At 60.9% G+C, this 25,251-nt stretch carries 19 protein-coding genes; 14 read left to right on the top strand and 5 right to left on the bottom strand.

All coding sequences use genetic code 11. The annotated features are described in order from the left end of the window. Nucleotides 1-19: 19 nt before the first annotated feature. Nucleotides 20-820 (top strand): ABC transporter ATP-binding protein, encoded by an 801-nt coding sequence (locus BLV45_RS23010; RefSeq protein ID WP_090536919.1) that lies wholly within the window; start codon nucleotides 20-22, stop codon nucleotides 818-820. A 27-nt stretch (nucleotides 821-847) separates the two neighbouring features. Continuing rightward, nucleotides 848-1,657 carry an ABC transporter permease gene (locus BLV45_RS23005; protein WP_090536917.1) on the top strand — a complete coding sequence of 270 codons (810 nt, stop codon included), beginning with the start codon at nucleotides 848-850 and terminating at the stop codon, nucleotides 1,655-1,657. Nucleotides 1,658-1,924: 267 nt separating this feature from the next. On the opposite strand, the gene tssE is transcribed toward BLV45_RS23005, so the two are convergent. From tssE to tssK, 5 genes are all read right to left on the bottom strand, one after another. Then, nucleotides 1,925-2,356, bottom strand: a complete 432-nt coding sequence (tssE, locus tag BLV45_RS23000) for a type VI secretion system baseplate subunit TssE (protein ID WP_090536915.1) — start codon at nucleotides 2,354-2,356, stop codon at nucleotides 1,925-1,927. Nucleotides 2,357-2,589: 233 nt separating this feature from the next. Continuing rightward, a complete protein-coding gene (locus BLV45_RS22995) occupies nucleotides 2,590-3,075 on the bottom strand; it encodes an Hcp family type VI secretion system effector (RefSeq protein WP_090536913.1) in 486 nt (161 codons plus the stop codon). A 117-nt stretch (nucleotides 3,076-3,192) separates the two neighbouring features. After that, nucleotides 3,193-4,938, bottom strand: a complete 1,746-nt coding sequence (locus BLV45_RS22990; RefSeq protein ID WP_245753490.1) for an OmpA family protein — start codon at nucleotides 4,936-4,938, stop codon at nucleotides 3,193-3,195. Beyond that, a complete protein-coding gene (locus tag BLV45_RS22985; RefSeq protein WP_090536912.1) occupies nucleotides 4,938-5,696 on the bottom strand; it encodes a DotU family type IV/VI secretion system protein in 759 nt (252 codons plus the stop codon). The genes BLV45_RS22990 and BLV45_RS22985 overlap by 1 nt, the downstream gene beginning before the upstream one ends. Further along, nucleotides 5,693-7,042: a type VI secretion system baseplate subunit TssK gene (gene tssK / locus BLV45_RS22980; protein WP_090536911.1), complete on the bottom strand. Its 1,350-nt coding sequence runs from the start codon at nucleotides 7,040-7,042 to the stop codon at nucleotides 5,693-5,695. The genes BLV45_RS22985 and tssK overlap by 4 nt, the downstream gene beginning before the upstream one ends. Before the next feature lie 481 nt (nucleotides 7,043-7,523). On the opposite strand from tssK, the gene tssB reads away from it, so the two are divergent. The 12 genes from tssB (at nucleotide 7,524) to tssG (ending at nucleotide 25,244) form a co-directional block, all read left to right on the top strand. Continuing rightward, a complete protein-coding gene (gene tssB / locus BLV45_RS22975; RefSeq protein ID WP_090536910.1) occupies nucleotides 7,524-8,036 on the top strand; it encodes a type VI secretion system contractile sheath small subunit in 513 nt (170 codons plus the stop codon). Nucleotides 8,037-8,113: 77 nt separating this feature from the next. Further along, complete coding sequence (gene tssC, locus BLV45_RS22970) at nucleotides 8,114-9,679, top strand: type VI secretion system contractile sheath large subunit (RefSeq protein ID WP_176954234.1); 1,566 nt, start codon at nucleotides 8,114-8,116, stop codon at nucleotides 9,677-9,679. Between the two features lie 100 nt (nucleotides 9,680-9,779). Continuing rightward, nucleotides 9,780-12,545: a type VI secretion system Vgr family protein gene (locus BLV45_RS22965; protein WP_090536908.1), complete on the top strand. Its 2,766-nt coding sequence runs from the start codon at nucleotides 9,780-9,782 to the stop codon at nucleotides 12,543-12,545. A gap of 4 nt (nucleotides 12,546-12,549) precedes the next feature. Further along, nucleotides 12,550-13,098 (top strand): hypothetical protein, encoded by a 549-nt coding sequence (locus BLV45_RS22960; RefSeq protein WP_090536906.1) that lies wholly within the window; start codon nucleotides 12,550-12,552, stop codon nucleotides 13,096-13,098. A 12-nt stretch (nucleotides 13,099-13,110) separates the two neighbouring features. Continuing rightward, a complete protein-coding gene (locus BLV45_RS22955; protein WP_090536904.1) occupies nucleotides 13,111-14,787 on the top strand; it encodes a LysM peptidoglycan-binding domain-containing protein in 1,677 nt (558 codons plus the stop codon). Nucleotides 14,788-14,789: 2 nt separating this feature from the next. Beyond that, a complete protein-coding gene (locus BLV45_RS27290; RefSeq protein ID WP_143130469.1) occupies nucleotides 14,790-15,299 on the top strand; it encodes a hypothetical protein in 510 nt (169 codons plus the stop codon). A gap of 29 nt (nucleotides 15,300-15,328) precedes the next feature. Continuing rightward, a complete protein-coding gene (locus tag BLV45_RS22945) occupies nucleotides 15,329-15,586 on the top strand; it encodes a PAAR domain-containing protein (protein WP_090536901.1) in 258 nt (85 codons plus the stop codon). Nucleotides 15,587-15,589: 3 nt separating this feature from the next. Next, a complete protein-coding gene (locus BLV45_RS22940; protein ID WP_143130468.1) occupies nucleotides 15,590-16,885 on the top strand; it encodes a hypothetical protein in 1,296 nt (431 codons plus the stop codon). After that, entirely contained in the window at nucleotides 16,882-20,724 is a 3,843-nt protein-coding gene (locus BLV45_RS22935) for an ImcF-related family protein (protein ID WP_090536898.1), read from the top strand. Before BLV45_RS22940 ends, BLV45_RS22935 begins: the two co-directional genes overlap by 4 nt. A gap of 33 nt (nucleotides 20,725-20,757) precedes the next feature. Then, nucleotides 20,758-22,317 (top strand): type VI secretion system protein TssA, encoded by a 1,560-nt coding sequence (gene tssA, locus BLV45_RS22930; protein WP_456152344.1) that lies wholly within the window; start codon nucleotides 20,758-20,760, stop codon nucleotides 22,315-22,317. A 12-nt stretch (nucleotides 22,318-22,329) separates the two neighbouring features. Next, entirely contained in the window at nucleotides 22,330-24,156 is a 1,827-nt protein-coding gene (tssF, locus tag BLV45_RS22925) for a type VI secretion system baseplate subunit TssF (protein ID WP_090536894.1), read from the top strand. Then, nucleotides 24,120-25,244: a type VI secretion system baseplate subunit TssG gene (tssG, locus tag BLV45_RS22920; RefSeq protein ID WP_245753487.1), complete on the top strand. Its 1,125-nt coding sequence runs from the start codon at nucleotides 24,120-24,122 to the stop codon at nucleotides 25,242-25,244. The genes tssF and tssG overlap by 37 nt, the downstream gene beginning before the upstream one ends. Nucleotides 25,245-25,251 lie beyond the last annotated feature (7 nt).

Below are 25,251 nucleotides of genomic sequence, written 5' to 3'. Positions count from 1 at the left end.
TTCTCAAGGAGAAACACACATGGGCGCGACCATCAGCGTACGCAACATCGCCAAGGGTTTCCACCTGAACCGGCGTGGACACTTCGTCGTGCTGCAGGACGTGTCCTTCGACGTGGCGGCCGGCGAGTTTCTCGTGCTGGTCGGCCCGAGCGGCTGCGGCAAGACCACGCTTCTCGATCTCATCGGCGGACTGACAAAGCCGGATAGCGGCACGATCCTGGTGGACGGCAGTTCGATCACGGGCCCTGGTCTCGATCGCGGCATTGTGTTTCAGCAATACGCATTGTTCCCGTGGAAAACGGCGCAGGGCAACATCGAATTCGGCCTTGCGGCCAAAGGCGTACCGAAAGCGGAACGCGCCAGCCGTGCGCGCTACTGGCTCGATCTCGTGGGTCTTACGGGTTTCGAGGACAGGTATCCACACGAGTTGTCGGGCGGCATGAAGCAACGCGTGGCAATCGCGCGTTCGCTTTCGTATGACCCGGACGTGTTGCTGATGGACGAGCCGTTTGCCGCGCTCGACGCGCAGACGCGCGAAACCTTGCAGGACGAACTGCTGCGTATCTGGAAGCGGACGGGCAAGACGATCGTGTTTATCACGCACGGTATCGAGGAAGCGGTGTACCTCGGTCAGCGCGTACTCGTGATGGCGGCGACCCCTGGTCGTGTCACGCACTCGCTCGACGTACACCTGAACCGCGACGACACCACTGACGATCTGCGCGCGACACCGGAGTTCGTCGCGCTGCGGCATCAGATCTGGCAACTCATCCACCATCGCGGTGACGCACCCCGCCTTCATGCAGCCCGCGCTGCCTGATCTTTCCAGACGACATTCCCTTTCGCCATGAGCACAATCACGACGCTAAACACTACTCTGTCACGCCCCTTCGCGACGTTTTTTGCCGCGACGTTGCCGCGCATCCTGCGCAACAGCATTGCGATAGTCGCTTTTATCGCGGTGTGGGAAGCGTTACCGTGTTTCGGCTGGGTCGATGCGACGTTTCTGCCGCCGTTTTCGACAGTCGTGCGTGCGCTGATCGACATGCTGGTTTCCGGCGAGCTGACTTCGCATCTGCTCGCCAGCGCGGGAAGGGCGCTAGGCGGCTTCGTCATCGCTATTGCAATCGGTGTGCCGCTTGGTCTCTTCATAGGCTGGTATCGCTCGCTCGCGAACGTTCTCAATCCATTGCTGGAAATCTTCCGCAATACCGCGCCTCTCGCCATCCTGCCCGTATTCGTGCTGGTGCTCGGCATGGGTGAGACGTCCAAGATATCGATGGTCGTGTATTCGTGCATCTGGCCGGTGATGCTCAATACGGTCAGCGGCGTGCGCAACGTCGATCCGCTTTTGATCCGCTCGGCACGTTCGATGGGGCTCTCGCCGCTATCGCTCTTTTACAAGGTCGTGTTGCCCGCTTCAGTGCCAACGGTATTCACCGGAATCCGCGTCGCGGGCGCCTATGCGATTCTTGTTCTGGTCGCCGCTGAAATGGTCGGTGCCAAGGCAGGTCTTGGCTACCTCATCAATTACTCGCAGTTCACGTTTGAAATTCCAAAGATGTACGCCGGCATCATTACGCTGTCCGTCCTCGGGCTCGCGTTCAACCAGACCGTGCTGATTGCAGAGCGGCGTCTTACCGCATGGAAAGGATGAACGCGCAACGATTTCGCGTCACCCATGAAGTCCCTGAACGCAATTTTTCTTCGCACCATCGCGCTCATAAATTTATGAGCTTTGATTGGTTGTGAGCCGAAGCGAACCCCGTTAACGTCGTGTGCGAAGAAACGCGGCGTACCGTGGCAAAGGAGCCGGCATGACCCTGTATAGCGGTTTGCGTGCGCAGGGGACGCGGTTGCCAGACGGGGCGCCGTGAAGTCCGGTGATCCTGATGCGTCCCATCGCGCGCTGGAACGCGTCGCTTTATCTGATCTCGCGCTCAACCTCGACCCGTTGCACACGCATGCGGCCAGGCGGTTCGAAATACGTTCCGAACCGAACCAGTCCGGCGTGCTTCAAATGACACGTCATTTCGTAGCTCACCAGAACGCCGGGATCGGGATTGTCCATGTATTCCACGTCGATTGAACGGATACGCGGCTCGTATGCGAGCAGCGTCGCCTCCATTTGCTGCTTGAGCCGGTGCGCCGAAGCGGGCAACGCCTTGTAGATGTTCGTCAGATCGGGTAATCCGTAGTCGGGCAGGTGCTTGAGTGCGCCCGCCCGCGTATTGAGGATGCGGCGAATGTTCTGCTGGACGCTCAGGATCTCGAGCGTTTTGTCGTCGTGCGCATTGAGCGGCTCGCCGCCGATCTGACCAAGCAGCTTGTCGTACAGCGAAGGACCAACTGGCATTGCTTACTCCAGCGCGCTCACGCAGTGCGGGAAATTCCGCGGGGGATTCCTCCGGTCGTCACGCAGCGTCATGATCGTCACGGGGAAAGAGCCCGGGCCGGAGGACGGACTTCGGGACATGAACCAAAGGCGCCAGCCCTCGCACATCGTGGGCTGGCGAAAAGAGGCTCCGCCCATCCTGTCTTCAGAAACCACGCGAGCGGTGCCGGCCTTTCATGGATTCGCCGCGCGTGTTACGAGCGCTCGTTCCAGCTGTCGGCGTGGATGATGTTGCCGTCCTTGTAAGACCACGTGATCTTTTCGTAGCGCAGCTCGACGTCTTCGAGATGATTGTGCTTTTCGAACGCGGGGTTCTTGATGTCGAGCATCTTCGGCTTGACCGCGACGACCTTCACGTTGTCGAGCTTCGTGTTGAAGTATTCCTTTTCCTTGCCCGCGTCGTCGATCTTGTACCACCTGATCTCGACCGACTTCAGCGTCTGGCCGCTCGTCACCGCCTTGTACAGGTAGGGTGTCGACGCGTCGGTTTCCTTCGTGAACGTAATCGGGGCATGCACGCGCGTGCCGGTCAGCTTGCCGGTATTCGAATCGGTCGGGATGTTGACGCTGTGATCGAGCGCGACGACTTCGACGCTGCCCTCGCGTCCCTGGACCGTGACGGAGCCCTTGACGTCCGCGCCGCCGTCGTCCTTGATCCACATGTATGCCGGAATTGCCATTTTTCTTTCTCCCTCGTTTTGACTGCAACAATCGTCCGGAGTCGATCCCCGGACCGCGAATGCCCCAAAGCCATGCTCCAGGGCTGAACTGTTTCGAGTGGGGTGGCTGCGTTTTGCTCAGATGCCAGGCGAGTCCTCCAAGGGGACTTCCTTCGGGGCGCCCCCCAAGGGGACTTCCTTCGGGGCGTTCGGCACTAACGTGATTTCGACGCGCCGGTTCTTCGCTCGTCCTGCAACGGTGGCGTTGCTGGCGATCGGACGCGTGTCGCCGTAGCCCTGGATCGCGAACTGCGTCACCGGAATGCCTGATGCCTCGACCAGCCAGTCGCGTACCGCCCCGGCACGCGCGATCGACAGTTTCAGGTTGCTGTCGGCGTTGCCTATGTTGTCGGTGTAGCCGGCGACCAGAATCCGCCTGTCCGGATGGACCCTTATCATTTCGAGCGCGCCGACCAGCGCGCGGGTCGAGCCGGGCCTCAGTTGCGCTTTCCCGCTGTCGAAGAGCGACATGCTGTCGAGCGTCACCACCGCGGGCGGCGGAGGCGGCGCCTCGTATGAGGAGATCGCAGTATCGAGTACGGGCATGACTGCATCCCCGCGGTACATGCCGAACGACAGGCGCAATGGCACGCCGAGACGGGCGTAACGGTCGATCTGGTCGCGATCCGCGACAAGTGCCTGCAACGCATTGCGCCTTGCGTTGTCGTGGGCGACGGGAATCGTGGAAAACCGGTCAAGATCGGCGCCTGCACGCGAGAGCAGAGCCTGGTTGTTTCCGGCCGAACCCCAGATAGCCAATGCACCCGCGAACGCGAGCAGCGCGATTGCGTGCGCGACAGCCGTGAGACGTGGCGACACCCATAGTCGCCGGGGCATGGCTTCGATCAACGGCTGCGGCAGTGGCCACGGGACAGGCGAGGCGGCCACCGGGGGCGGCGTGATTCGCGAATGCGCGTGGATGTCCCGCGCCCACGGAGAGCGGAAATCGCTCGCCGGGCCGCAATCGATCCAGCCTGTGCCCCAAAGCGGCCAGGGCATCGCCGGTTGACGCGGGTCAGTGAGCGGGCCAATCACGGCGCGTTGCGTCCAGCCGATGATCGAGGCGAGCGCCGCCGCGCGCGCAGCAGGAACAGGATCGCTACCGGCCTGCTGGGCCTGCGTTTCAGCGGCGCGCATTACTGCTTCCAGGCGCTGCGCGTCCCCCTGGAGGGCTTCTGTCAGTCTGCAGGCCGACGACACGCCGTACCATTGCGAATCCACCGCCGCCGCAGGCGATGTGGTGAGCCGCTGATAGATTGCAACGTAGCCGGGCAACCTCGCGCCGAGCATGCGTGAGGCGTCGCTTGCCGCCTGGCGCGCGATGCGCAGCGCCTGCGCCAGCGCGTCGTCGCTGGCATGCGCGGCTGGCGCGATCGACAGCACGACGCCGTCGGGTGCGCGACCGTCGCGCCACCGCTTCACGGCCACGCCGACGTGCGGCAGGTCGCCCGGGTTGTCGACCCGCAGCCAGATCGCCCCGTTGCCAACGTGCGCCACCCGTTCCCCGTCGCCGTCGCGGTTAAACAGTTCGGGAAGCGAATCTCCCGTGACCAGCATCAGCGGCATGCGCGTGCGCAGGCTCACCGGCAGACTGGCTGTTGTGGCGCCGAGCGACGCCATTACGTGTGCGTTTTGCGCGCGAGCCCGATTGCGTTGCAGCGTGCGCAGGACGACGGCGGCAAGCGTAACCACCACCACACCCGCGGCGACTGGCGAGGCCAGTCCACGCCCGACCGGAAGGACCAGAAGCAGCAGCGCAAGCGCCAGCGAGGCCGTAAAAACGACCATCGCGCGAAACGGGTACCCCAGATGTAGTTCGGACATCACGGCTTCATGGCTGGCGCCGACGACATCAAATGGGCGAGCTGCGCATCGAGCGCGTGACCCCAGACGAGATAGACGAAGGCCGCGGCGATACAGCAGGTTCCGGCGATCCCCCACGGCGAGAAGCGATAGAACCAGTCTGCGATACGCCGTTCGTTCCGGTCGGCGATAAACGTTCGCGTGACGGCCGGTCGCAGATTTTCAAGCCGGGCACCGAGCGCGACGATCAATGCCGCGCGCTTCGTTTCGCCTTCCCGAACCCCGGAGGACGTCCCCGTGGGGCAAGCGTAACGCCCCCTGAAACCGAGCCCGAGGATGGCGGCGTAGCACTCGAGCAGATCGACGTTGGGGGACGCCTCGCGCATGCGTTCCTCGAGCCTCTCAAAGACGTGGTCGCCAGCATCGAGCTTGCCGAACCGTTCGACCTGCAACGGGTGAGCCTCCCAACTGGACCGGTCTTCTATCGATGAGTAACGCAGCACCGCCTCGTCGAGCAGACCGCACTGGGCGTATAACGCGTCTTCCCGCACGTCGGCAGCGTAGCCGCGCTGTTCGAGGGCGGCGGAAAACGCTGTCATCAACTGGACGCAGCGCTCGCGCAATTCGTTCGCCGGGTCTGTGTTGCCGCCTTGCATCAGCATGCTGACGAGCAGTGCCGTGTCACGCAGCAGATCGCGAATGCCGCCGCCTTGCCGGCTCGCGGCAAGGTGAGCGTCGATCAGTGGGACTTCCGTCAGGTTGCTGGCGATAGTCGTCATGAGCGCAGCACCGCGTAGAGTTCAAGCGACGCATCCGCGACTGTCGTCGGCAGATAGATCTGGCAGGCGCGCGCGTCCAGCATCCTTGCGTGTGCTGGATCGTCTGGATCAAGCGCGAAATAGAGATTGTCGAGCCGCACCGGAATCGCGGCGGGCACACGCTGCACGGCCTTGAGCGGAATACCCGCGAGCGCGGAATTGACGATGTGCTCGACGTCGTCCGGCGCGCCGATCTTGCACAGCTTCGGAAACTGCCCGGCCAGCTCGAACGGCGCGAGCGCTGCGTTGACCGACAGATAGTAGTCCGCGCCGGTGACGAGCCGTTCGTCCAGAAGCTGGCCCGTCCATGTGGTGGGACTCTTGCGCGTCATGCCGATCGATATCACGCGCGACGGAATGATCGCGTCGAGCAGGTCGCGAATCAACGCTTCGAGCTTCGCGAAAATTTCCCCGGCACGTGGGTGGTCGTAGGCCGGGATTTCATTGAGTTGAGTGCCGGTTGAAAACGTCGTCAGTACGCTCGCCAGTTGGGCAAGTGTCGAATAGAGGCGCTCGGGCGGCTGGCTCGGGTGCGTGGCGAAAAACCGGAGTTGCGGCCAGTGCGTATGAATGCAGTGGAGCAGCCAGAACAGCGACACATCGGCGATGCCGTATTCAGCTACAGCCTCGATGCGCTCGCTCTTGCGCGTACCCAGTGCGGCGCTCTTCGCCTGCAGGATGTCAGCAAGACGCTGCGCCCGCTCGACATGCAAGGTGTGACCCGCAAGCGTCAGACACGGCGGCACGTAATGATGGTCGACCTCGAAATGGCCGCCCGTGCCCCGCTTGAGACGGGCGATCGCGCAGACCGTGTCGTCCGCGTGCGGCTCGAAGTCGAACAGCAATCGCACCGCGTGACGCTCGGCCGCCATCTCTGCTTCGCCCGTGCCGTTCAGGTCGGTGACTTTCACGAACTCCCGATATGAGCGACGCGGCCGCGCCAGCGTTGTCTCGTCGAAGCGGCAGTTGCTGCCGGTGGCGTTCACGAGCGGCAGCGCGGCCAGCACCACGACGCTTTGCGTATCCGGCGACAAGCCCTGCGTCAGATCGCGCGCTGGAGGCAGTGCATCGCTGACCGACGTGTCGAACGGCGTGCCATCAGGAAACCTCAGCTTCAGACGCGTGAGTTTCAGGCGCCCGTTGGGTAACGCTTCCTCGTCGATCTCCACGGCGAGCGTGCCCCACGGCTCTGCGATCGCGGCCGACGCAAGCTGGCGGTGAACGAAATCCGTCCACCGGTCCTGCTGCTGGAATTGCTGCTGGTTAAGGATCAGGCCTTCGTGCCAGAGCGGTTTGTCGATCCGCATGAGTGTGGTCTTCTCTGATTATCTTTGGTCTGGATTGAAGATTCTATATGTCGATAAATCGCATCGATATGTGTCTTGACATTAATTTTCAGATTTATTGTTGCGCGTATAAATTCTCCATTGGATTGATAAAAGACAAATCTGATGGAGGAGTATATGTGGGATTCATATCTCGCAATTGTTTTATTAAACATTTGATATTTGCAGGCATGGTGTTGTCTGATTCCGTGCGTTTATACGCTGAATTTTGCGAAGGGGCGTGGTCGTTCTTCTGTAGTGCCTGTAGGGAAACTCCGAATAACTTCAGATTTGACAATTATTTACATATGGATACTTAAATTTAAGCAACATGGCATTTGACGAGATGAATAAATGCCATATTTAATGCGGGTCGAACTAAAACAATCGCATCAGTGAGGGCCGCGCCAGAGGTTCCTGTTTGCGATGCCACGGCGACCATTCTTTTACCAGGAACTACATAATGGACAGCTTCCAGCACGAAATTCCGAAATCGCGCGTTTCAATCACCCTGGATCTGCACACTGGCGGCGCCCAGAAGAAGGTCGAACTGCCGCTCAAGCTGCTCGTCGCCGGGGACTTCAGCGCGGGCAAGGAGCAGGCGCCGCTTGCCGAGCGCAAGAAGACCAATATCGACAGGAATAATTTCGACGCCGTCCTGTCCGACTTTGCGCCCGAGTTGAACGTTGCAGTCGAAAACACGCTTGCCGAAGACGGGTCTGAGCTTCCCGTTGCGCTCAGCTTCAGGTCGATGAAGGACTTTGAGCCGGAGCAGGTGGCCCGCCAGATTCCCGAACTGCAGGCGCTGCTTGCGATGCGCAATCTGCTGCGCGACCTGAAATCGAACCTGCTCGACAACGGCACGTTTCGTCGCGAGTTCGAAAAGATACTGAAGGATCACGTCCTCGCGCGGCAACTGCGTGGTGAGCTTGCGCAGATTGCAACCGCGGCTACGCAGCCAGAGGGTCACGCATAGGGCCGCGACGGCTTTCAGTGCATTTTCGATAAACGATCAACGCGCGTCCCGCAGGGACAATAAGGACAGGACTCGACATGTCACGTAATGAATCCCGACAGGCCGGCACGACCGGGATGGTTGTGCTGGATGCTGCTCATAACGAAGCGCCGCTGGCGGACAGCCGCAGCGTCTATGAATTGCTGTGCAGCAAGATCAACCTCAAGCCCGTGAGCGCGGCGCGGCCGCTCGAAGCGTTCCGGGACAACGACCTGCTTTCCGAGTCGTCGGCCGACGAGCGGCTGGCACGGGGAATGAGCGCCTTCCTGCAACTGGTCGGCGAGGCGAGCAGGCCGGTCGACCGGCTGGACAAGTCCCTGCTCGATTTTCATATCGGCCAGCTCGACCGCAAGATCAGCCGCCAACTGGATGCCGTCATGCACGCGCCGGAATTCCAGGCACTCGAAGGACGCTGGCGTGGCCTCAAGATGCTCGTGAGCCGCACGGACTTCCGCAAGAACGCGCGTATTGAAGTGCTCGACGTGTCGAGAGACGCGTTGATTCGCGATTTCGAGGACACGCCGGAGCTGATCCAGAGCGGCCTGTACCGCCTCACGTACATCGAGGAATACGACACGCCGGGTGGCCAGCCGGTCAGCGCGCTCATCAGCGACTTCGAATTCGCGAACTCGCCGCAGGATATCGGTCTGCTGCGCAACATCTCGAAGGTGGCAGCGGCGGCGCACATGCCGTTCATTGGCTCTGTCGGGCCGGCGTTCTTCGGCAAGAAATCGATGGATGAGGTGGCCGCGATCCAGGATATCGGCAACTACTTCGATCGCGCCGAGTACATCAAGTGGAAAAGCTTCCGCGACACCGACGACGCCCGCTACGTCGGCTTGACGATGCCGCGCGTACTGGGCCGTCTGCCGTACGGCAAGGACACGACGCCAGTGCGTGCGTTCAACTATGACGAAGCGGTGAAGGGTCCGAACCACGACCGGTATCTGTGGGTCAATGCGTCGTTTGCGTTCGCCGCCAACATGGTGCGCAGCTTCACCAGCAACGGCTGGTGCGTGCAGATTCGCGGACCGCAGGCGGGCGGCAAGGTCGAGGATCTGCCGGTTCACCTGTATGACCTGGGCACCGGCTACCAGCCGAAGATCCCAACCGAAGTGCTGATTCCCGAGACGCGTGAGTTCGAGTTCGCCAACCTCGGATTCATTCCGTTGTCGTTCTACAAGAACCACGACTTTGCGTGTTTCTTCTCGGCGAATTCGGCCCAGAAACCGGCGTTGTATGAGACGAAGGAGGCAACGGCCAACAGCCGCATCAACGCGCGTCTGCCGTACATTTTCCTGCTCTCGCGTATCGCGCATTACCTGAAGCTGATCCAGCGCGAAAACATCGGCACGACCAAGGACCGGCGTCTGCTCGAGCTTGAGCTGAACAACTGGATCAAGGGTCTCGTGACCGAGATGAAGGACCCAGGCGACGAGTTGCAGGCGTCGCATCCGCTGCGTGAGGCGAAGGTGACGGTGGAGGACATCGAGGACAACCCGGGCTTCTTCCGTATCAAGCTGTTCATCATCCCGCACTTCCAGGTGGAGGGGATGGACATTGGGTTGTCGCTGGTGTCGCAGATGCCGAAAGCGAAGAACTGATTCACCTTGGCTGAAGCGGGCCGCCGGGACGTAGGCGTTTGCGTCGTGGCGGCGCCGTTCCTGGTTTCATACGTATTCGGGGGTGCCGTTGATGGGATTCATGGTTCTGCCGTCGCAGGCTTATGAGGTCAAACTCGCGCCGCATCCGGCGCCGTTCTCGGTGCTGAAGTTCAGCGGCTTTGACGCAATCAGCCAGTTGTATCGCCATGACATCGAGTTCACGAGCCCCGTCGCCGGTATTCCGATGGACCAGGTGCTGGGCCGGCCCGCGAAGTTCGTGATCGCGCCCATCGATCCGAACGCCGGGTATCTGCTCCAGATGTTTGGCGAGAACGCGTCGAAGTTCAGCGACGTGCCGCCGGCGCGCACCCTCCATGGTGTGGTGACGCAGTTCGACCAGTTCGAGACCTCTGCCGACGAGACGCGCTACCGGATCGTGATCGAGCCGCGCGCCGCGGACCTGGCACGCACGGTGACGAGCCGACTGTTCCAGAAGCAGTCGGCACAGGAAATCATCTGCGACACGTTGAGCCACTACGGGTATCGCGAGGGCGTCGACTTCAGGTTCAATCTGCGCGCGCAGTACAGGCGTCACGAATACGTGACCCAGTACGAGGAAACCACGTTCGCCTTCATCCAGCGCATCGCCGCGGACGAAGGCGTCTGGTTCCGCTTCGAGCAGGCGAAGGACCACGAGGTCATCGTCTTCGGCGACGACCTTGACGCGTATGCCCGCAACCAGCGCGTGGTACCGTTCCGGCGCCACGCGGGGCTGACGAATGTCGGCGCGGAATCGGTCGGGTCTATCGAGCGGCGCATGCGGCGCGTGCCCGAGGCGGTTCAGTTGAACGACTACAACCATCGTCAGGCAGATGTGTCGCTGCTTGTCGAACAGAACGCCGCGCGTGACGACAAGACCACGAACGCGGTCGACTATCGCTGGGGTGAGCATTACGAAACGCTCGACGAGGGCCGGCGCATTGCGCGGTTGCGTCATGAGGCGCATCTGGCGCAACAGGTTACGTTCGAAGGCAAGGGCAACGTGTTTGCGCTCGAAGCCGGCGAGGTGTTGAACCTTGACGAAGCGCTCGCGGAAGCGCCGCATGGGATGTTCATCGTCTCCGTGACTTCCAGTGGCGGGCGACGGCAGGCGTATTCGAATTCGTTTGCCGCGATTCCGTCGGACTGTGTCTGGCGTACGCCCGTTGATCGTGCCGCGCAACCCGTGATCCAGGGCATCCTGCCCGCGCGCATCACGTCGCCTGGGGACTATCGGTGCGCCTGGTTGACGGAGGAAGGCTGGTATGTGATCAAGCTGCCGTTCGACCTCGATGCGTGGAGTCCGGGTGGCACGAGCCGGCCAGTGCGGCTTGCGAAGCCCTATAGCGGCGACAACTACGGCCATCACTTTCCGCTGATCGACGGCGCGGAAGTGGCGATCATCCATACCAACGGCGATCCAGACCGGCCCGTCATCATCGGAGCGATGCACGACAGCCTGCATCCCGATCTGGTCAACAACCTGAACCACACCCGCAACCTGATCCGGACCGCCGCGCACAACGAGATGTGCATGGAGGACAAGGAAGGGAATGAGCATATTCACCTGAGTACGCCGTATCAGAGCAGCGAGCTGAATCTGGGGCATATGGTCGATGGTGAGGGGAAGGAGCGGGGGCAGGGGGCGGAGTTGCGCACGGATGGGCATGTGGCGGTGCGGGCGGGCGGGGGGGTGCTTATCTCCGCCGAGGCCCAGCAAGGTGGCACTGGTCCGCAGCTCGATATGAATAGTGCGCAGACCCAGCTCGATGAGGCATTGGCTCAAATGAGATCGCTTGCGAAAGCCGCTCAGGCTGCGCAGGCCCTCGCAAGCGACGTTCAAAAGCAGCAGGTGTTACTGGAAGGACATCTGGCCGGGCTGAAAAAATCTGTGCTGCTGGCGAGCGCGCCAGATGGAATCGCATTCACGAGTGGTCATCATTTGCAGATGAGTGCGGCCGACGACCTGATTGCGACCGCTGGCGGCAGCATCAGCGTCGGCGCCATGCAGGACTTGAAAGTTGCGACGGCGAATGCGCTCTCGCTCTTCGCCCAGAACGGTGGAGTGAAACTGATTGCAGGAAATCAGGACCTCATTGCCCAGGCGCAGGGCGGGCAGATGCTGTTCAGCGCAGCGAAGGACGTGAAACTCACCAGCACCGATGGTCAGATGATCGTCGCGTCCAAAGAGGGACTCACGCTGACCAGCGGCGGTGCGTATATCAAGCTTGTGAACGGCAGCATCGAATTGGGGTGTCCAGGAGATATCACCCTTAAGTGCGGGAAGTTTCATTGGGAGGGCCCGGCGAGCCTGCCCGCATCGGCATATCCATGGCCAGGGCAGATTCCGGCAGTCTTCAGCACGCAGGTAGCGATCGACAGACAACTCGGCGACTGGATAGGCGAAGCAGCGACAATTCCATACCAGTTTATTGATCAACATGGGGCGGTCGTTGCAAAGGGCACCCTGGATGAGCAAGGGATGACGCAGCGCATTTATCACAAAGACACGGAACCGCTGACTGTGTTGCTGGGTGAAACGGGCGAGTGGCGGGTCACCGGGCACGACGATGACGGCTGCCATTGTGGCGACGACCATGCGGGCCATTCTGGTCCTGGCTTTGCGGACCTGGTTGAACAGAAATTCAACGGAAACACCGGAGACAACCCGTCGCTGGATGACGGGAAATCCCTTCAGTCCCGCCTCAAGAATTCCGGTCAGCCAACAGCGGTTGAAGAACCAGACGGATTTCGTCATCACCTTCTTGACGCGCTTGTGTACAACGACCCAATCGTTCAGCAGGCAATCGCGGACGGAGAGGAATAAAAAAATGACGATTGCAACAAAGATCTTCGCCTTGTTGTTCGTTGCGCTGTGCATGTCCACCGCCAGCGGCGTAAACCTTGATGCGGTGCCTGCCAAAGCTGAAGTTCAACTGGCAGAAGGAAGCAGTGATATTTCCGTGGGCGATAAAACGGTGAGAGTCATTAGAGCGCATGTCGGCACATCGAATGCCCACAGTTACGAGACATTTACAGGCTTTCTCCTTCCCAGGCACTCTGGCAACCCGTGGCTGCATGTCATGGTTGACGAACCGGATGGCATCCTCTCCGATTTTCGAACGGTTGAATCGGCCGATTCGACTGTACAGGCGATTGCCATCTATCGAGACCACAACAGATTGTTTGTTGTGCAGGCAACCAAGGGTGGCATAGGTGCTCCAGATCTTTACGTTAAGAAAGCGCGTGTGAATTTTTCGATTTATCAATTCAACGAGGATATTGATATGCCTCGATTCAAACGACAAAAAACACTTGAGAGCGCATCAACATATCTGAATGCTGGCGATGCGCTGGCCAACGAATTTTTCTCAAAGTAGTCTGGAGTAGGCATGTTTGTCAGGGCGACCTACGATCGTGACCGGAAAACGGTCCATTATATTGATCAGGATGGGAATGAAACACTGTATATCGGTGGTTCGTTTGCATGGCGCACCAATAATCCGGGAAATCTGACAAAACCCGGAAAGTACGTTATGGATGACGCCATTGGTTATGCTGCGCGCACCAGCGACTCTCGAACATTATTTGTTATCTTCCGGGATCGGGTAGCAGGTGCTCGACGCCATCGAGCGTTGCTCAAAGAAATCTACGGTGACAAATCCGTGAGAGGCATGATCACGGCATACGCACCACCCACGGAAAATAATACAGAAGAGTATATTGATTTTGTCAAAAACAAGGCTGGTGTATCGCCTGGAGATATCATCGGCTCATTGAGCGAAGATAAATTCGATGCTCTCGCAGATGCCATGGAGCAGAAGGAAGGAAATTTCCCTGGCACGATTAGGTATCTGGGAAAACCGGTACAGGTACAACTACGCGACAAACTCAATCAGCCATTTTCTGTGCAAAATTTCCAGATTAAAAGTGGAGAGACGAGTATTGGGGTTAGAAGTAATGATGCCGGTGAATTGCCATTAATCTACAATGGTTTGCTGGGTCGCGAAATAAGTTTTTATTATAACCGGGAGGCGGGCGAACTCGAAAAAATGGGCAGTTTTCCAGCTTCGACAAAGTCTTCCGCATTTACGTTTAATGCCCCGTATTTTCTTCTTTCCAGCCGCTCTCGGGTCCATCAGGTCGATGCAGTATCCAGACCTCGTATGCATATCGTTCGCGCGGGCGAAACGCTTTCCGTTATCGCACGAAAGTACTCTGTAACCGTCGATGCGATGGTCCAGGAAAATAGCCTCAAGAATAAAGACCATATTTACGCCCGTCAGCATTTGCGTATTCCTTCAGACGTTCCATCTTCCTCGCAGGCTGCCGATGGAGGAACCGCCGCACACCCAAACGTGCCGACCGATTCTGGTTCGACGCACGCGAGTGGCGCATTCTCGCCGGGGCACGCAGCGGCTCCACATTCAAGTGGCCCGGGGCACCACGCGCCGATAGCGGTTCATCATGAGCGTATGGATGAACAGCATCCCGTTACGCTGATCAGCTCAAGTGCGCTGGAACCCAGCGGTCCGCAATGGTGCGGACGCTTTCTGCAAAGCAGGAGCCTGGACGATCTCGTGGAGCCATTCCGTTCCAATGCCCGGCGCTTCACGCAGGCAATGCGGGACGCCGGGATTACGGTGCGGATCAGCACGACATATCGGCCAATCGAGCGCTCCTATTTGATGTATTACGCGGCAGCGATCGCGAGGGGCAATTTAGCGCCGGAGAGCGTACCTGCGTGGGCCGGGGTCAATATTGACTGGGCGCACCGCGATCAAAGCGGAGCGCCAGATTCAACTCGAGCGAAGGCGGCGGCGCGCGATATGGTGCATGGTTACCAGATCGGGAGCAATCCCGTGGGCAGGCCGCGCAATTCTAACCACAACACCCGACAAGCAGTTGATATGACGCTGTCGTTTTATATCGGAAAGAATGTGCTGGATGCGTCTGGAAGTGCGATAACGGTGCATTCTTTCCGGGATCTTAAAATAATTGGAGAGAGTTATTCCGTGCATCACAAACTGGATAATGATCCGCCGCACTGGTCTGTTACGGGAAGATAACAATGCATTTTTTTAAAAATATTTTAATTGCCGCTTTTCTGTTTTTTTCACCATTTGCCTTTGGGCAACAAGTTGGCGTATTTGAGGGCGAAACTTATTATAGCGTCAATGGAAGCATTAGTCGTGGTGATACGTTGCAACTCGTCGATTATTCTTCTGGGAAAATCTATTGTTGCGCCACGATATTAAAACAAATACCAAAAAATGACGAATCCAGAGTTTCAGACATTCTTCATGACCGAAATATCTTTTCATACTCAATATCTGGTGTGGAGGGTGCGCCCAAAGATATAGATGGATTTGGAATTGTCGGGAGCGCAAAAATTGAGATGCACCATGGCACCGTCGAGGTAAAACTGGATGATGGGATCGACGTCTCGCTGTCGACTTGCACGTCAACGGAAGGGGTTCATTACGTCGGGCGTCGGGTGAAAACCGGAAAAATACTTGTGCATTTCTACAATTATCTCGACGCCGATCTCGACCCGACTTGCAAAGACTTGCCGCAGTAATCAAGCAATCAAAAATAAGGAGTTGCACCATGCCTGGAATAATACGGATTGGCGACACGACCAGTTCCGGTGGTCAGGTCTTGAGCGGGTCATCTACGTGCTTCTTCATGGGCCGAGCTATCGCCCGGACCGGAGATCCCGTGTCCTGCGCGAGGCATGGCGATAGTCGCATCGTGCAGGTAACCGCCGGGGCATTTGATGATGGGATCGAGATCGCGCGACACGGCGATTTATGCAGTTGCGGGTGTTATTTGATTTCGTCGCTACCGGATAGTGGACCTCGATAAGCCGTGGCGGTTGATTTCTCCCTTTTGCCTCCCGAAGTGAAGGTGCCGGACGAGCCTCCATCGAGATTTTTGTGGTCCATCATCTTCTTCGGTTTGATGCTCCTCGGCGCGTTCGCAATCCTGATGCTTTGGCCCAGAAATGAACCAGACCGGACCGCGTGGTTCTGGTTTTGTTTGTCGATATATCCAGCCGGCATTTCAGCGTTCATTGTGTCGAGGCGCTTCAGCGTCTACGAGGGGCGACGCCTCGACGCGCAGGATTGGAATGCCGCGCGTGAGCGGTATGTTGACGGCGTATTTGCACAAGCTGCCGTCCCGCTAGTCGTGCTGGGCGCAGCCTGCAGGTTCGTCGACGATGACAAACGAAACTCGGCTGAAGCCATCGCAGAGCGGACCGTGGTGTTGAAAGCTCAACCTTCCATCGCACAACCGGGCACCGTCACTGCCCGATGGTTTAGTCCGCCAGCCGTCGATCGAAGCAAATGGCAGCGAGGCCCTGACACGGTCCGCCAGAGCCAGATTCTCGAATGGCTCTTTGAGCGATTGATCGATCAGCTCGCTGAGACCGTGCAAGGGCTACCCACGGCATTGCCCCTGACGGTCCAGTTGAGCGTTGCTGCAGACGCCCTCGAAGTGAGTGCCTCAGCAGTCTGGAAGAAATGCTGGAGAGGCCGCGAACTTCGCCCGGCCCAGGTCCGGATGGAGAGGGCAGATCCGAAGTTGATGAGTGTCGACACGTGGCTCGATAGTAACGACCCAATGGTGCGCAAGCATGCGACGCTACGTGTGACTATTCAGTTGAATTCGATTTTGAACAGGAACCCGCCTCACGGAAGCGCCGAGGCCGGTGCCGCACTGCTGTTCGTTCCGGAAGAGATTTCGAAACTATACGAGCCGAAGCCCATCGCATTCGTGCATCGACCCATGTCTGGTTCGCTGGACGAACTGGATCACGTCCTGACCTATGCGTTGCGCTGGGGCAAGTCCGAACGGGCTTCTGTCAGACGTCTATGGCTAAGCGGTGTGGATACGAATGGTGTCGCTCCCCTGCACGCGGCACTGAACGACGTAGACGTGACACCTGGGCGCGCTGAGCCGCTGCTCGAAATGGACATGGACTTCACGGTTGGAAACTCGGGCGCGGCAGCGTCCTTGCTTTCGCTCGCTTGTGCGGCAGCGAGTGCATCGTCGTTTGGTGCGAAACAGCTGCTAGTTGAACAACGCGGGAATGATGTTGTACTGGCAGTCATCGCACCGGCATCGCTGCAGAAGAACCGACGACCGGACCCATCTGCATGAATCGAAAATTCAAGCTTGACCTGTTCGGCGTCCTGGTAGCCGTGGTCCTCCCCGGCGTGATGGTCTGGTACCGCAGCGAGTGGTTCGGCATCCCGTTCGAGCATCGAGGGCTGGCACTCGCGGTGCTGTGCGCGCTTTTTGTGGTGCTGCTCATGGCGTTCAGCTTCGATGATTCGTCGCGGCCTGCCGTTGCATGGCGGAAAGTCAAACATTGGGTCGACAGGCAGGCTGGTTCAGGCCGCAGTGTCGACGAGCGGCTTGATCTCGATAGCCACCGGATGCGTTCGCTTAAAGCGGAACTGACATTGCGCCACGGCTGGCGCTGGCGATACCGCGACCGCTGGATAGTGCTGGCCGGCGACGAAGCGCTTGTCGAAAAACTGGCACCAGGCCTGCCCGATACCGGTTATGTGATCACGGGCGATACCGTGCTGCTATACGCGAAGGAGACCCACGACAAGCTCGAAACGGAATGGCTGGACCAGATCCGTCGTTTGCGCCGGCGCCGGCCGGTCGATGCCATAGTTGGGATCGTCGCGACACAAACCGCCGGCAATCAACCCTTCGACGCAGAGCGAATAGCGCAGCGTCTGGTTCGCCATGCGCGTGCGCTGCGTTGGGCCGCGCCTGCTTATCTGCTGAACGTGGCTGACGTCGACACCATTACTACCAGACGGGACGAAGTGATCGGCTGCACATGGTCGAACGCGCGGACCAGCACTGTGGAGATTAACGGCTCACTGCGTGTACTTTCGACCGATCTGGCCGATGCGGGCGTTGTCCGCCTCACGAAGACTCCGTCTGACCGGTCCGCGGGCGAGCTGTCCCGACACATCTCGCGGTATGAAGAATCATTGTCCGACCTGATCGTGCGGATTGGCCAGTCGCGTGTCTGGCGTAGCGCTGTCCATGGCCTGCTCTTTGCCTCGTTGTTCAAGGAGCGCGTGGCGACGGTGGATGAAGCCACGGCGGAAGAGAACGGCGCCGCCGCTTGCATCGCACAAGGCCATGCTGAAGATCAGACTGTCCCTCGCGCTACGTGGCAAACCATCGCCACCCACAGCCGCCAGATTCACGGCCGACGCGTCGGCCTATCGCTCCCGACTGCCGCTGCATGGATGACGACCGCACTCGCCGGACTCTGGCTTGCCGGCACGATGCTTTCAGGATTCACGAATCGTGCAACGATCCAGACCGCCGCCGACACAACAGCGGAACTCGATGCATCACAAAGCCCAACGCAAAACCCAACCCAGGCCGCGCAGCATCTCGACGCGCTGCAAAAACAGCTCGACACCGTCGAATCGCATCAGCATGACGGCGCGCCGTGGTACACACGCTTCGGCCTGAACCACGACGCAGCACTTTACGCAGCTCTGTGGCCGAGCTACGAGAACGCGGTTGCGCGGATCGTCGTCGGCCCAATACGCACGAAACTCGAGAGTCGGCTGCGGCAACTCGCATCGCTTTCGGACGCGGAGATCGCAAGCGGTGGGGAAGCGCAGGTCAACGCCGCCTACGCGACACTCAAGGCCTACCTGATGCTCGCCAGACCAGAACATGCCGACGTGACGTTCCTCACCCCGCAACTCACCGCGACTGCTGCACCTTCGCGGCCGCTCAATTCAAACCTGAGCGAAGGCGCATGGCAGGATCTGCGCAATCGCCTGATCGCGTTCTATGCGAGCCATCTCAAGCAAAACGCAGCAACGGGCGGAGCATCGCTTGCGATTATCCCGGACGCGGTACTGGTCAACGCAACCCGGCAAACGGTGATCGGCGTGCGCGGCATCCAGAACTCGACTGACGCGCTCTATCAACAGATCATCGAAGAAGCGAAGCCGAAGTATCCACCGGTATCACTTGCCACATTGCTGGGAGGCACGAGCAGCCGCGGGCTCTTCAACACGACGGACACGCTGCCGGGCGTCTTCACGCGCACGGCATGGGACGAACGCATCTCGAAGGCAATCGACAAGGCAGGCGATCAGCGCACTATTGCAGGCGACTGGGTGCTGTCAGACACCCAGCCGACCCGTACACCCGCGCAATCGCTCAAAGCCGACCTGCAACAACGTTACTTCGACGACTACGCGCGCGCATGGGCGCAGTTCCTCAACAGCGTCCGCTGGCAACCCGCCACCACGCTCTCGGGCACGGTCGACCAGTTGACGCTGCTCGCCGATCCACAGCGCTCGCCACTGGCAGCGCTGATGAATGTCGTCGTGTATCAGGCGGGAGCGGGGGCGACCACGCAATCGCTGTCCGACACGCTGATCAACAAGGCGCAGCAACTGGTGGGCGCCAGAGAAAAGGACCCGTCAAAAGTAGCGCAACCGCACAACGCCGCCCCGCTCGCAACCGCATTCGGCCCGCTGCTGCGGCTCGCCGGCAGCGATCTGGCGAACCCCGTCACCACCGCCGGCGACGTCACAACCGCGGCCCAGGCTTCCACAACAAGCGAACTCAGCGTCCAGCGCTACATGGAGCGTGTCACAGCGATGCGCCTGAAGCTGCAGCAGATCATGATGAGCAGTGATCCGGACGCAATGTCCCGCATGGCGGCACAGGCCGTGCTGCAGGGCAGAACCTCGGATATCGCCGACAGCCGCGACTACGCAAGCCGCGTGGCCGCGAGCCTCGGCCAGCAATGGGCGGGCTTCGGCGACCTGTTTCAGCAGCCGCTCGACCAGACGTGGCAGGTCGTCCTTCAGCCGGCGGCGTCGAGTCTGAACGATACGTGGCGCACCGGGATCCTCGCCGACTGGAACCGCAACTTCGCTGGCCGGTATCCGTTCGCCGACTCAGACAATGACGCTTCGCTACCCGAAATGGCCCGCTTCATGCGCCCCGACAGCGGCCTGATCAGCCAGTTCATGACGACGCAACTCGCAGGCGTGGTCGAGCGACAGGGTGATCGCTGGGTCGCCGCGCAGGGATCGGGTCACGGCGCGCTGACGGTCGACCCGGCCTTCCTCACCGCGTTGAACACGCTGATGCGCGTTTCAACCTCGTTGTTTCCGACTGGCGACGCCCACGTGCGTTATGAACTGCGCGCGGTGCCCACGCCAGGCGTCACCGACATGAACTTCGTGCTGTCAGGCCGTGAACTGCATTACTTCAACCAGAAGGAAGAGTGGGTGCCGTTCGTCTGGCCTGGCGACGCGCTTGAGAACGTCTCACGTATCGAATGGCAGACCGAGCAGGGCGGACTGCGCTCGGCATTCGATACACAAGGCCGGTTCGGACTGATCCGGCTGCTCGAACGCGCGACGGTTACACCGCAGGACAACGCGCGCTATCTGCTTGCCTGGACGCCAGACGCCTTGAAAGACACCTCCTTGAGGGGCCAGAGCCACGGCATCCCGCTCAGGGTGCAACTGCGCAGCGAAGCTGGAGCGGGGCCGCTCGACATGCTCGCCCTGCGGCGTTTCTCCCTGCCACAGAGGATTTTTCTGACGGGCTCGTCGCAGGGCGCACAGAAGCAGGCGATTGGCGAGCTTCCTCCAATGCCGGCAGCGATGCTGGAATCCGCAAGGCTTGCGCTGGTGCAGCTCCCCCCGGGCCGGCCAGGCGATGTCAACCGCACGGGCAATGCTGACCGCGTCTCCATGGACCCGGTCGCTCGTCACGCAACAGCGGCCACTGCATCGAAGCAGACCCGGCCGGTCACGCCCGAAGTCACGGAGAGCAGGGCGAAGCCCGCGGCCAGCGAGGCGGCGGCGATGGAATCCCGCGCGGGCGTGCCGCTATCCGACACGAAGCCGGGTTCGGCCGCCCGGCTGGCGGCGCGGTTGAGCGGTGCCAATCGCCTGCTGGCCAATGCATTTGTTTATTGAGGTCAACGGGTGCTCACTGATTTCGTCAAGAACCTGCTGTGTACGAACCCGGTTCGTTCGTTGTCGCCGGCTCGAGCCGACGTCTGGTCGTCGTGGCTCGTGCCATTCCCCGGCGAACATCCTTGTGGTCGCGATCCTGGTTACGAAGATGCGTTCTTCGAACTGAAGGACCAGGCCGCGAAGCTTTCGGACATCGACGACGCCCTGATCGTGCGCTCGTGCGAACAGCTGCTCAAGGAAACGGGCAAGGATCTGCGCGTCGCCGGCTACTACACGTTCGCACGATTGCGCCAGAATGGACCAGCGGGCTTTGCGGACGGCCTGGAACTGATCGCGGCGCTGGTCGAGCGCTTCGGCGTTGCGCTGCTGCCCGCGCGTGCCGAAACGAAGAAGGGGGCGCTTGAAATGCTCGCGACCACGCGCATGGTCGATCTGCTCGAAAGCCGGGGCACATTCGAGCCGGCGGATCTTGAGCGCGCGATCGCGGCGCTCGACCTGCTCGTCACGCGTACCGGCGAGTGGCCCGATGCGGCGCGCCCAAACCTGCAACCGCTCGTCGCACGTTTTGAACGCAACGGCGAGTCGCCGCGCTGTGCCGATCAGGACGGGGATGCGTCCCAGCCATCGTCGCAAGGCGCTACCGGAATATCAAACGCCACCGTTTCCTCAACACGCGAACTTCTCGACCAGGCGCGCACGATGGCGACATGGCTGCGCGACCAGGAAAACGGCTACCTGCCGTCGGTGCGGCTCGTGCGCAGCGTGCGCTGGGACACGCTGCACGAGGTTCCGCCCGCCGACGCGCAGTGCCGCACGCGTCTGGTCCCGCCGCGCCCCGAGCTGCGCCAGCAGATGAAGCGTCTCGTGCTGCAGAAACACTGGCACGAACTGCTCGAACGGGTCGAGGGCGCATACATGGAAGGCGTGAACCATCTGTGGTTCGACCTGCAATATTTCCAGCACATCGCACTCGACCACGTCGGCGCACCGTATAGCGCGTGGCGCGAACTGCTGCGGGCGGACTTCGCGCTCTTCCTCGAACGGCTGCCTGGCATCGAACGTCTCGCATTCAACGACAGCACCCCGTTCGCCGACGACACGACGCTCGAATGGATCGCGCGGCACGCGGTCGTACGCGACCTCGAAGCGGGCGAAACGATCGCGCCGCTGCCGGTGTCGGCAAACAGTGACGACAGTGCCACTGGTGACTGGCCCGAGATCGAGGCGCAGGCGAGGGACCTCGCCGCGAGCCAGAGCCTCGAGGCCGCGTTCGCGTGGCTGGAAGCGCTGCCCGGCCTCCGGACAGAACGCCAGCGCTATCTGCAGCGCTTCGTCATGGCGCGCCTCGCTGACCACGCGGGCCGCACCGATGCCGCGTTGCCGCTGCTGGCCGAACTCGACGCCGCCACGCACACCGTGCCGCTCGTGCGCTGGGAGCCGGCGCTTGCCTTCGAGGTGAAGCACCAGTTGATCAGGGCGCTCAAGGCAATGAGCAGCCGCAAGGACGCGGACAGGCCGACGCTCGCACGCCGCATCGACCAGCTCCAGGGAGAGCTGACCGTACTCGATCCCGCGCGCACCCTCACGCTATAACAACGAGATTTCATGGACCAGGACGATTCGATTCTGCGCTACTACGAAGGCGAGATGCGCTACCTGCGCGAAGCGGGCAAGGAATTCGCGCGGGCGCATCCCGACCGTGCACGCATGCTCAACCTCGATCGCGTGGGCGATCGCGATCCATCCGTCGAGCGCCTGTACGAGGGCTTCGCGTTTCTCACGGGGCGCCTGCAACAGAAGCTCGACGACGAACTGCCGGAACTGACTGAAGGACTGGTGAGCCTGCTCTGGCCGCACTATCTGCGCATGATTCCGTCGCTGTCGGTGGTGGAACTGTTTCCGCTCGTCGAAACGCTGCAGAAGACCGAAACGGTGCCCGCCGGCGTGCCGGTGCGCTCGGCGCCAATTGCCACGCCGTCCGCTTCCGGCACGGAAGGCGCGACGCCGAAAACCGTGCAATGCGTCTATCGCACGACACAGGCGGTGACGCTTCAGCCGGTGCGCCTCACGCACGCGGGACCGGACGTGCGTCACGACGGCCGCGCGGTGATCCGGCTGCGCTTCGAGATCGACCACTCGGCGCGACGAGATGCGACGGATCTGTCGAAACTTCGCATCTATCTGAACGCGGATCTGCCGACGGCGTTCGCGATGCACCTTGCGCTCACGCGCCAGGTTGACTCGGTTGCGTGGCGCATTCCCGAGGCCCATCAGGGCATCGCCGCCGGCGAGGCCCGCCCGCTCGATGGCGTGACCTTCGAACCCGCGGGGTTCACCACTGAAGAGCGCCTGTGGCCCAAAGCCGAGGCCTCATTTTCGGGCTTCCAGCTGTTGCTCGAATATTTCGCTTTCCGCGAGAAGTTTCTGTTCGTCGATCTGTGCGGTCTGGATATCGCGAAACTGCCCGCGAACGCGTTCAGCTTCGAACTGGAAATCCTGCTCGAACACAGCTATCCAGCGGGCCAGCGCTTCACGGCGGAGAACGTCCGGCTTTTCTGTACGCCGGTCATCAACCTGTTTGCGCTTCACGCCGAGCCGATCGACGTCAATCACCACGAGACGGAATACCGGGTGGTGCCCGCGGGCCATCAGGGCGCCTGTGTCGAGACTTATTCGGTCGATGCGATCGAATCGTTCGATCACGCGAGCGCGCAGCGCTACGAGTATGTGCCGTTCGCCACGTTCCGCCACCGCGGCGGGATGCTGCGTCACGAAGCGCCCGAGCGGTATTTTCATACGCGGGTGAAACAGGGCGTGACGGGCCTGCATGAGACGTGGGTTGTCCTCGGCGGTCACGCGTGGGAGTCGATGGAGGATCTGCCGGCGGAAAACCTGTCACTGCGCGTGACCGGTACCAACGGCATGCTGCCGCGAAAGGGCCTGCGCGAAGCGAGCATCGACGAACTGGGCGAGAGTACGCCGAATGTTTCAGCCGTGCGCAATCTGGCCGCGCCGACGTTGCCGCTGTATCCCCCGACCGGCGACCGTTTCCAGTGGCGGGTGCTGTCACACCTCGCGCCGAATTTTCTGTCGATGATGGATGCGGAGGTGCTGCGCGGCGCGCTGGCGCTCTACGACTGGACGAGCGACGAGCTAAACCGCCGGCGCCTCGCAGGCATCCTGCATGTGTCGGAAGCACTGCTCGAAGAAGTGTCGGGCGGTTCTGTCGAGCGCGGCGTGCTGATCGAGGTCACGCTCGACAGTCACGCTTTCGCGGGCGAAGGCGACGTGATGCTGTTCGGCGAACTGCTGCACCGGTTCTTTGCGCTGTACGCGGAAATCAACCTGTTCACGAAACTCGCGATCGTCAGCCTGCCCTCGAAGCAACGCATCGAATGGCCGCGCAGCAAGGCGTCGCGCGCTCCGCTATGAAGCCGCGAGAGATCCCCGATCTGGAGCCGTTCGTCGCGGCGCTGCTGGCCCGCGCGCCGACGATGAACTTCATGCAGTTGTGCCGGCTGCTCGAAGCGCGCATGCCCGCGCATCCCGGATTCGCTACGCGCGACACGCCCGACCATGAGCCCGTGCGGTTTCGTCCACAGCCTCGCGTCGGCTTTCCGGCTGGCGAAATCGCGGCGGTCGAGTCTGGCGGGGAGGGCGTCGCGTACGAACCGAACCCTCCACCGACTGTCCGGACGACGTTCATGGGTCTTTACGGCGTCGATGCCGCGATGCCGTCGCACATGATCGACGACATCGTGCTGCGCACGGAAGGACACGAAGCGCTCGAAGCGTTTCTGGACCAGTTCAATCACCGGTTCGTGACGCTGCTGTATCGCGCGTGGAAAAAGTATCGCTATCCGGTCGGCTTTCGCCCGGGAGGAACCGATGTGCATTCGCGAAATCTGCTGTCTCTGGCGGGTTTCGGTTGGGGCGAAAAGCCGGCACGCGCGGGGCTCGCGGACTCACGCGTACTCGCGCTGCTGGGTCTGCTGGTCCAGCGCACGCGCACGCCCGAAGGGCTCGCCGGTGTCGTCGCCCTGGCTGCGCCGGGCGTCGACGTGCGTGTCGACGAATTCTTTCCGACGCTCAAGGGAGCGGGCAAGCCGCAACCGCTCACGTCCATGGGCGGTTGCGACGGCGAACGCCGCGGCCTCGGTGGCGGCTACGTGCTGGGCGCGCGCCTCATCTGGCGCAACCGGGCCGCCCGCGTGACCTTGCGGCCCGCATCCGCAGGACAGGCGCACGATCTGTTGCCGGGCGCATGGCTGCATCGCGAACTGATGGCGTTTATCCGCCTGTACGTCGGTACGAAGGCCGATGTGTTCCTCCGCATGGAAGTGTCGTCGCGGCTCGTGCCACTGCCCGCGATCGGCGCGGCGCGGGAAGGGCCGGCGCCGCGTCTTGCCTGGACCACCGTCCTGCCTTCGCCGGACGAACATATGATCGCCATCCCTCTCGGTTGCTGCGAGGCGTTTCCGGCACAGTCGCCGAACCCTTTCGTTACGTCGCCTGCCTGATTTCTGG

This window comes from Paraburkholderia sartisoli (assembly GCF_900107685.1).
In the GTDB taxonomy this organism is placed as follows: domain Bacteria; phylum Pseudomonadota; class Gammaproteobacteria; order Burkholderiales; family Burkholderiaceae; genus Paraburkholderia; species Paraburkholderia sartisoli.
This window is presented reverse-complemented; position numbering and strand designations above follow the sequence as displayed.

Excerpts from the sequence above, each read along its gene's own strand:
- BLV45_RS23010 (WP_090536919.1), top strand. The coding sequence starts at position 20 with ATGGGCGCGACCATCAGCGTACGCAACATCGCCAAGGGTTTCCACCTG.
- BLV45_RS23005 (WP_090536917.1), top strand. The coding sequence starts at position 848 with ATGAGCACAATCACGACGCTAAACACTACTCTGTCACGCCCCTTCGCG.
- tssE (WP_090536915.1), bottom strand. The coding sequence starts at position 2,356 with ATGCCAGTTGGTCCTTCGCTGTACGACAAGCTGCTTGGTCAGATCGGC.
- BLV45_RS22995 (WP_090536913.1), bottom strand. The coding sequence starts at position 3,075 with ATGGCAATTCCGGCATACATGTGGATCAAGGACGACGGCGGCGCGGAC.
- BLV45_RS22990 (WP_245753490.1), bottom strand. The coding sequence starts at position 4,938 with ATGTCCGAACTACATCTGGGGTACCCGTTTCGCGCGATGGTCGTTTTT.
- BLV45_RS22985 (WP_090536912.1), bottom strand. The coding sequence starts at position 5,696 with ATGACGACTATCGCCAGCAACCTGACGGAAGTCCCACTGATCGACGCT.
- tssK (WP_090536911.1), bottom strand. The coding sequence starts at position 7,042 with ATGCGGATCGACAAACCGCTCTGGCACGAAGGCCTGATCCTTAACCAG.
- tssB (WP_090536910.1), top strand. The coding sequence starts at position 7,524 with ATGGACAGCTTCCAGCACGAAATTCCGAAATCGCGCGTTTCAATCACC.
- tssC (WP_176954234.1), top strand. The coding sequence starts at position 8,114 with ATGTCACGTAATGAATCCCGACAGGCCGGCACGACCGGGATGGTTGTG.
- BLV45_RS22965 (WP_090536908.1), top strand. The coding sequence starts at position 9,780 with ATGGTTCTGCCGTCGCAGGCTTATGAGGTCAAACTCGCGCCGCATCCG.
- BLV45_RS22960 (WP_090536906.1), top strand. The coding sequence starts at position 12,550 with ATGACGATTGCAACAAAGATCTTCGCCTTGTTGTTCGTTGCGCTGTGC.
- BLV45_RS22955 (WP_090536904.1), top strand. The coding sequence starts at position 13,111 with ATGTTTGTCAGGGCGACCTACGATCGTGACCGGAAAACGGTCCATTAT.
- BLV45_RS27290 (WP_143130469.1), top strand. The coding sequence starts at position 14,790 with ATGCATTTTTTTAAAAATATTTTAATTGCCGCTTTTCTGTTTTTTTCA.
- BLV45_RS22945 (WP_090536901.1), top strand. The coding sequence starts at position 15,329 with ATGCCTGGAATAATACGGATTGGCGACACGACCAGTTCCGGTGGTCAG.
- BLV45_RS22935 (WP_090536898.1), top strand. The coding sequence starts at position 16,882 with ATGAATCGAAAATTCAAGCTTGACCTGTTCGGCGTCCTGGTAGCCGTG.
- tssF (WP_090536894.1), top strand. The coding sequence starts at position 22,330 with ATGGACCAGGACGATTCGATTCTGCGCTACTACGAAGGCGAGATGCGC.
- tssG (WP_245753487.1), top strand. The coding sequence starts at position 24,120 with ATGGCCGCGCAGCAAGGCGTCGCGCGCTCCGCTATGAAGCCGCGAGAG.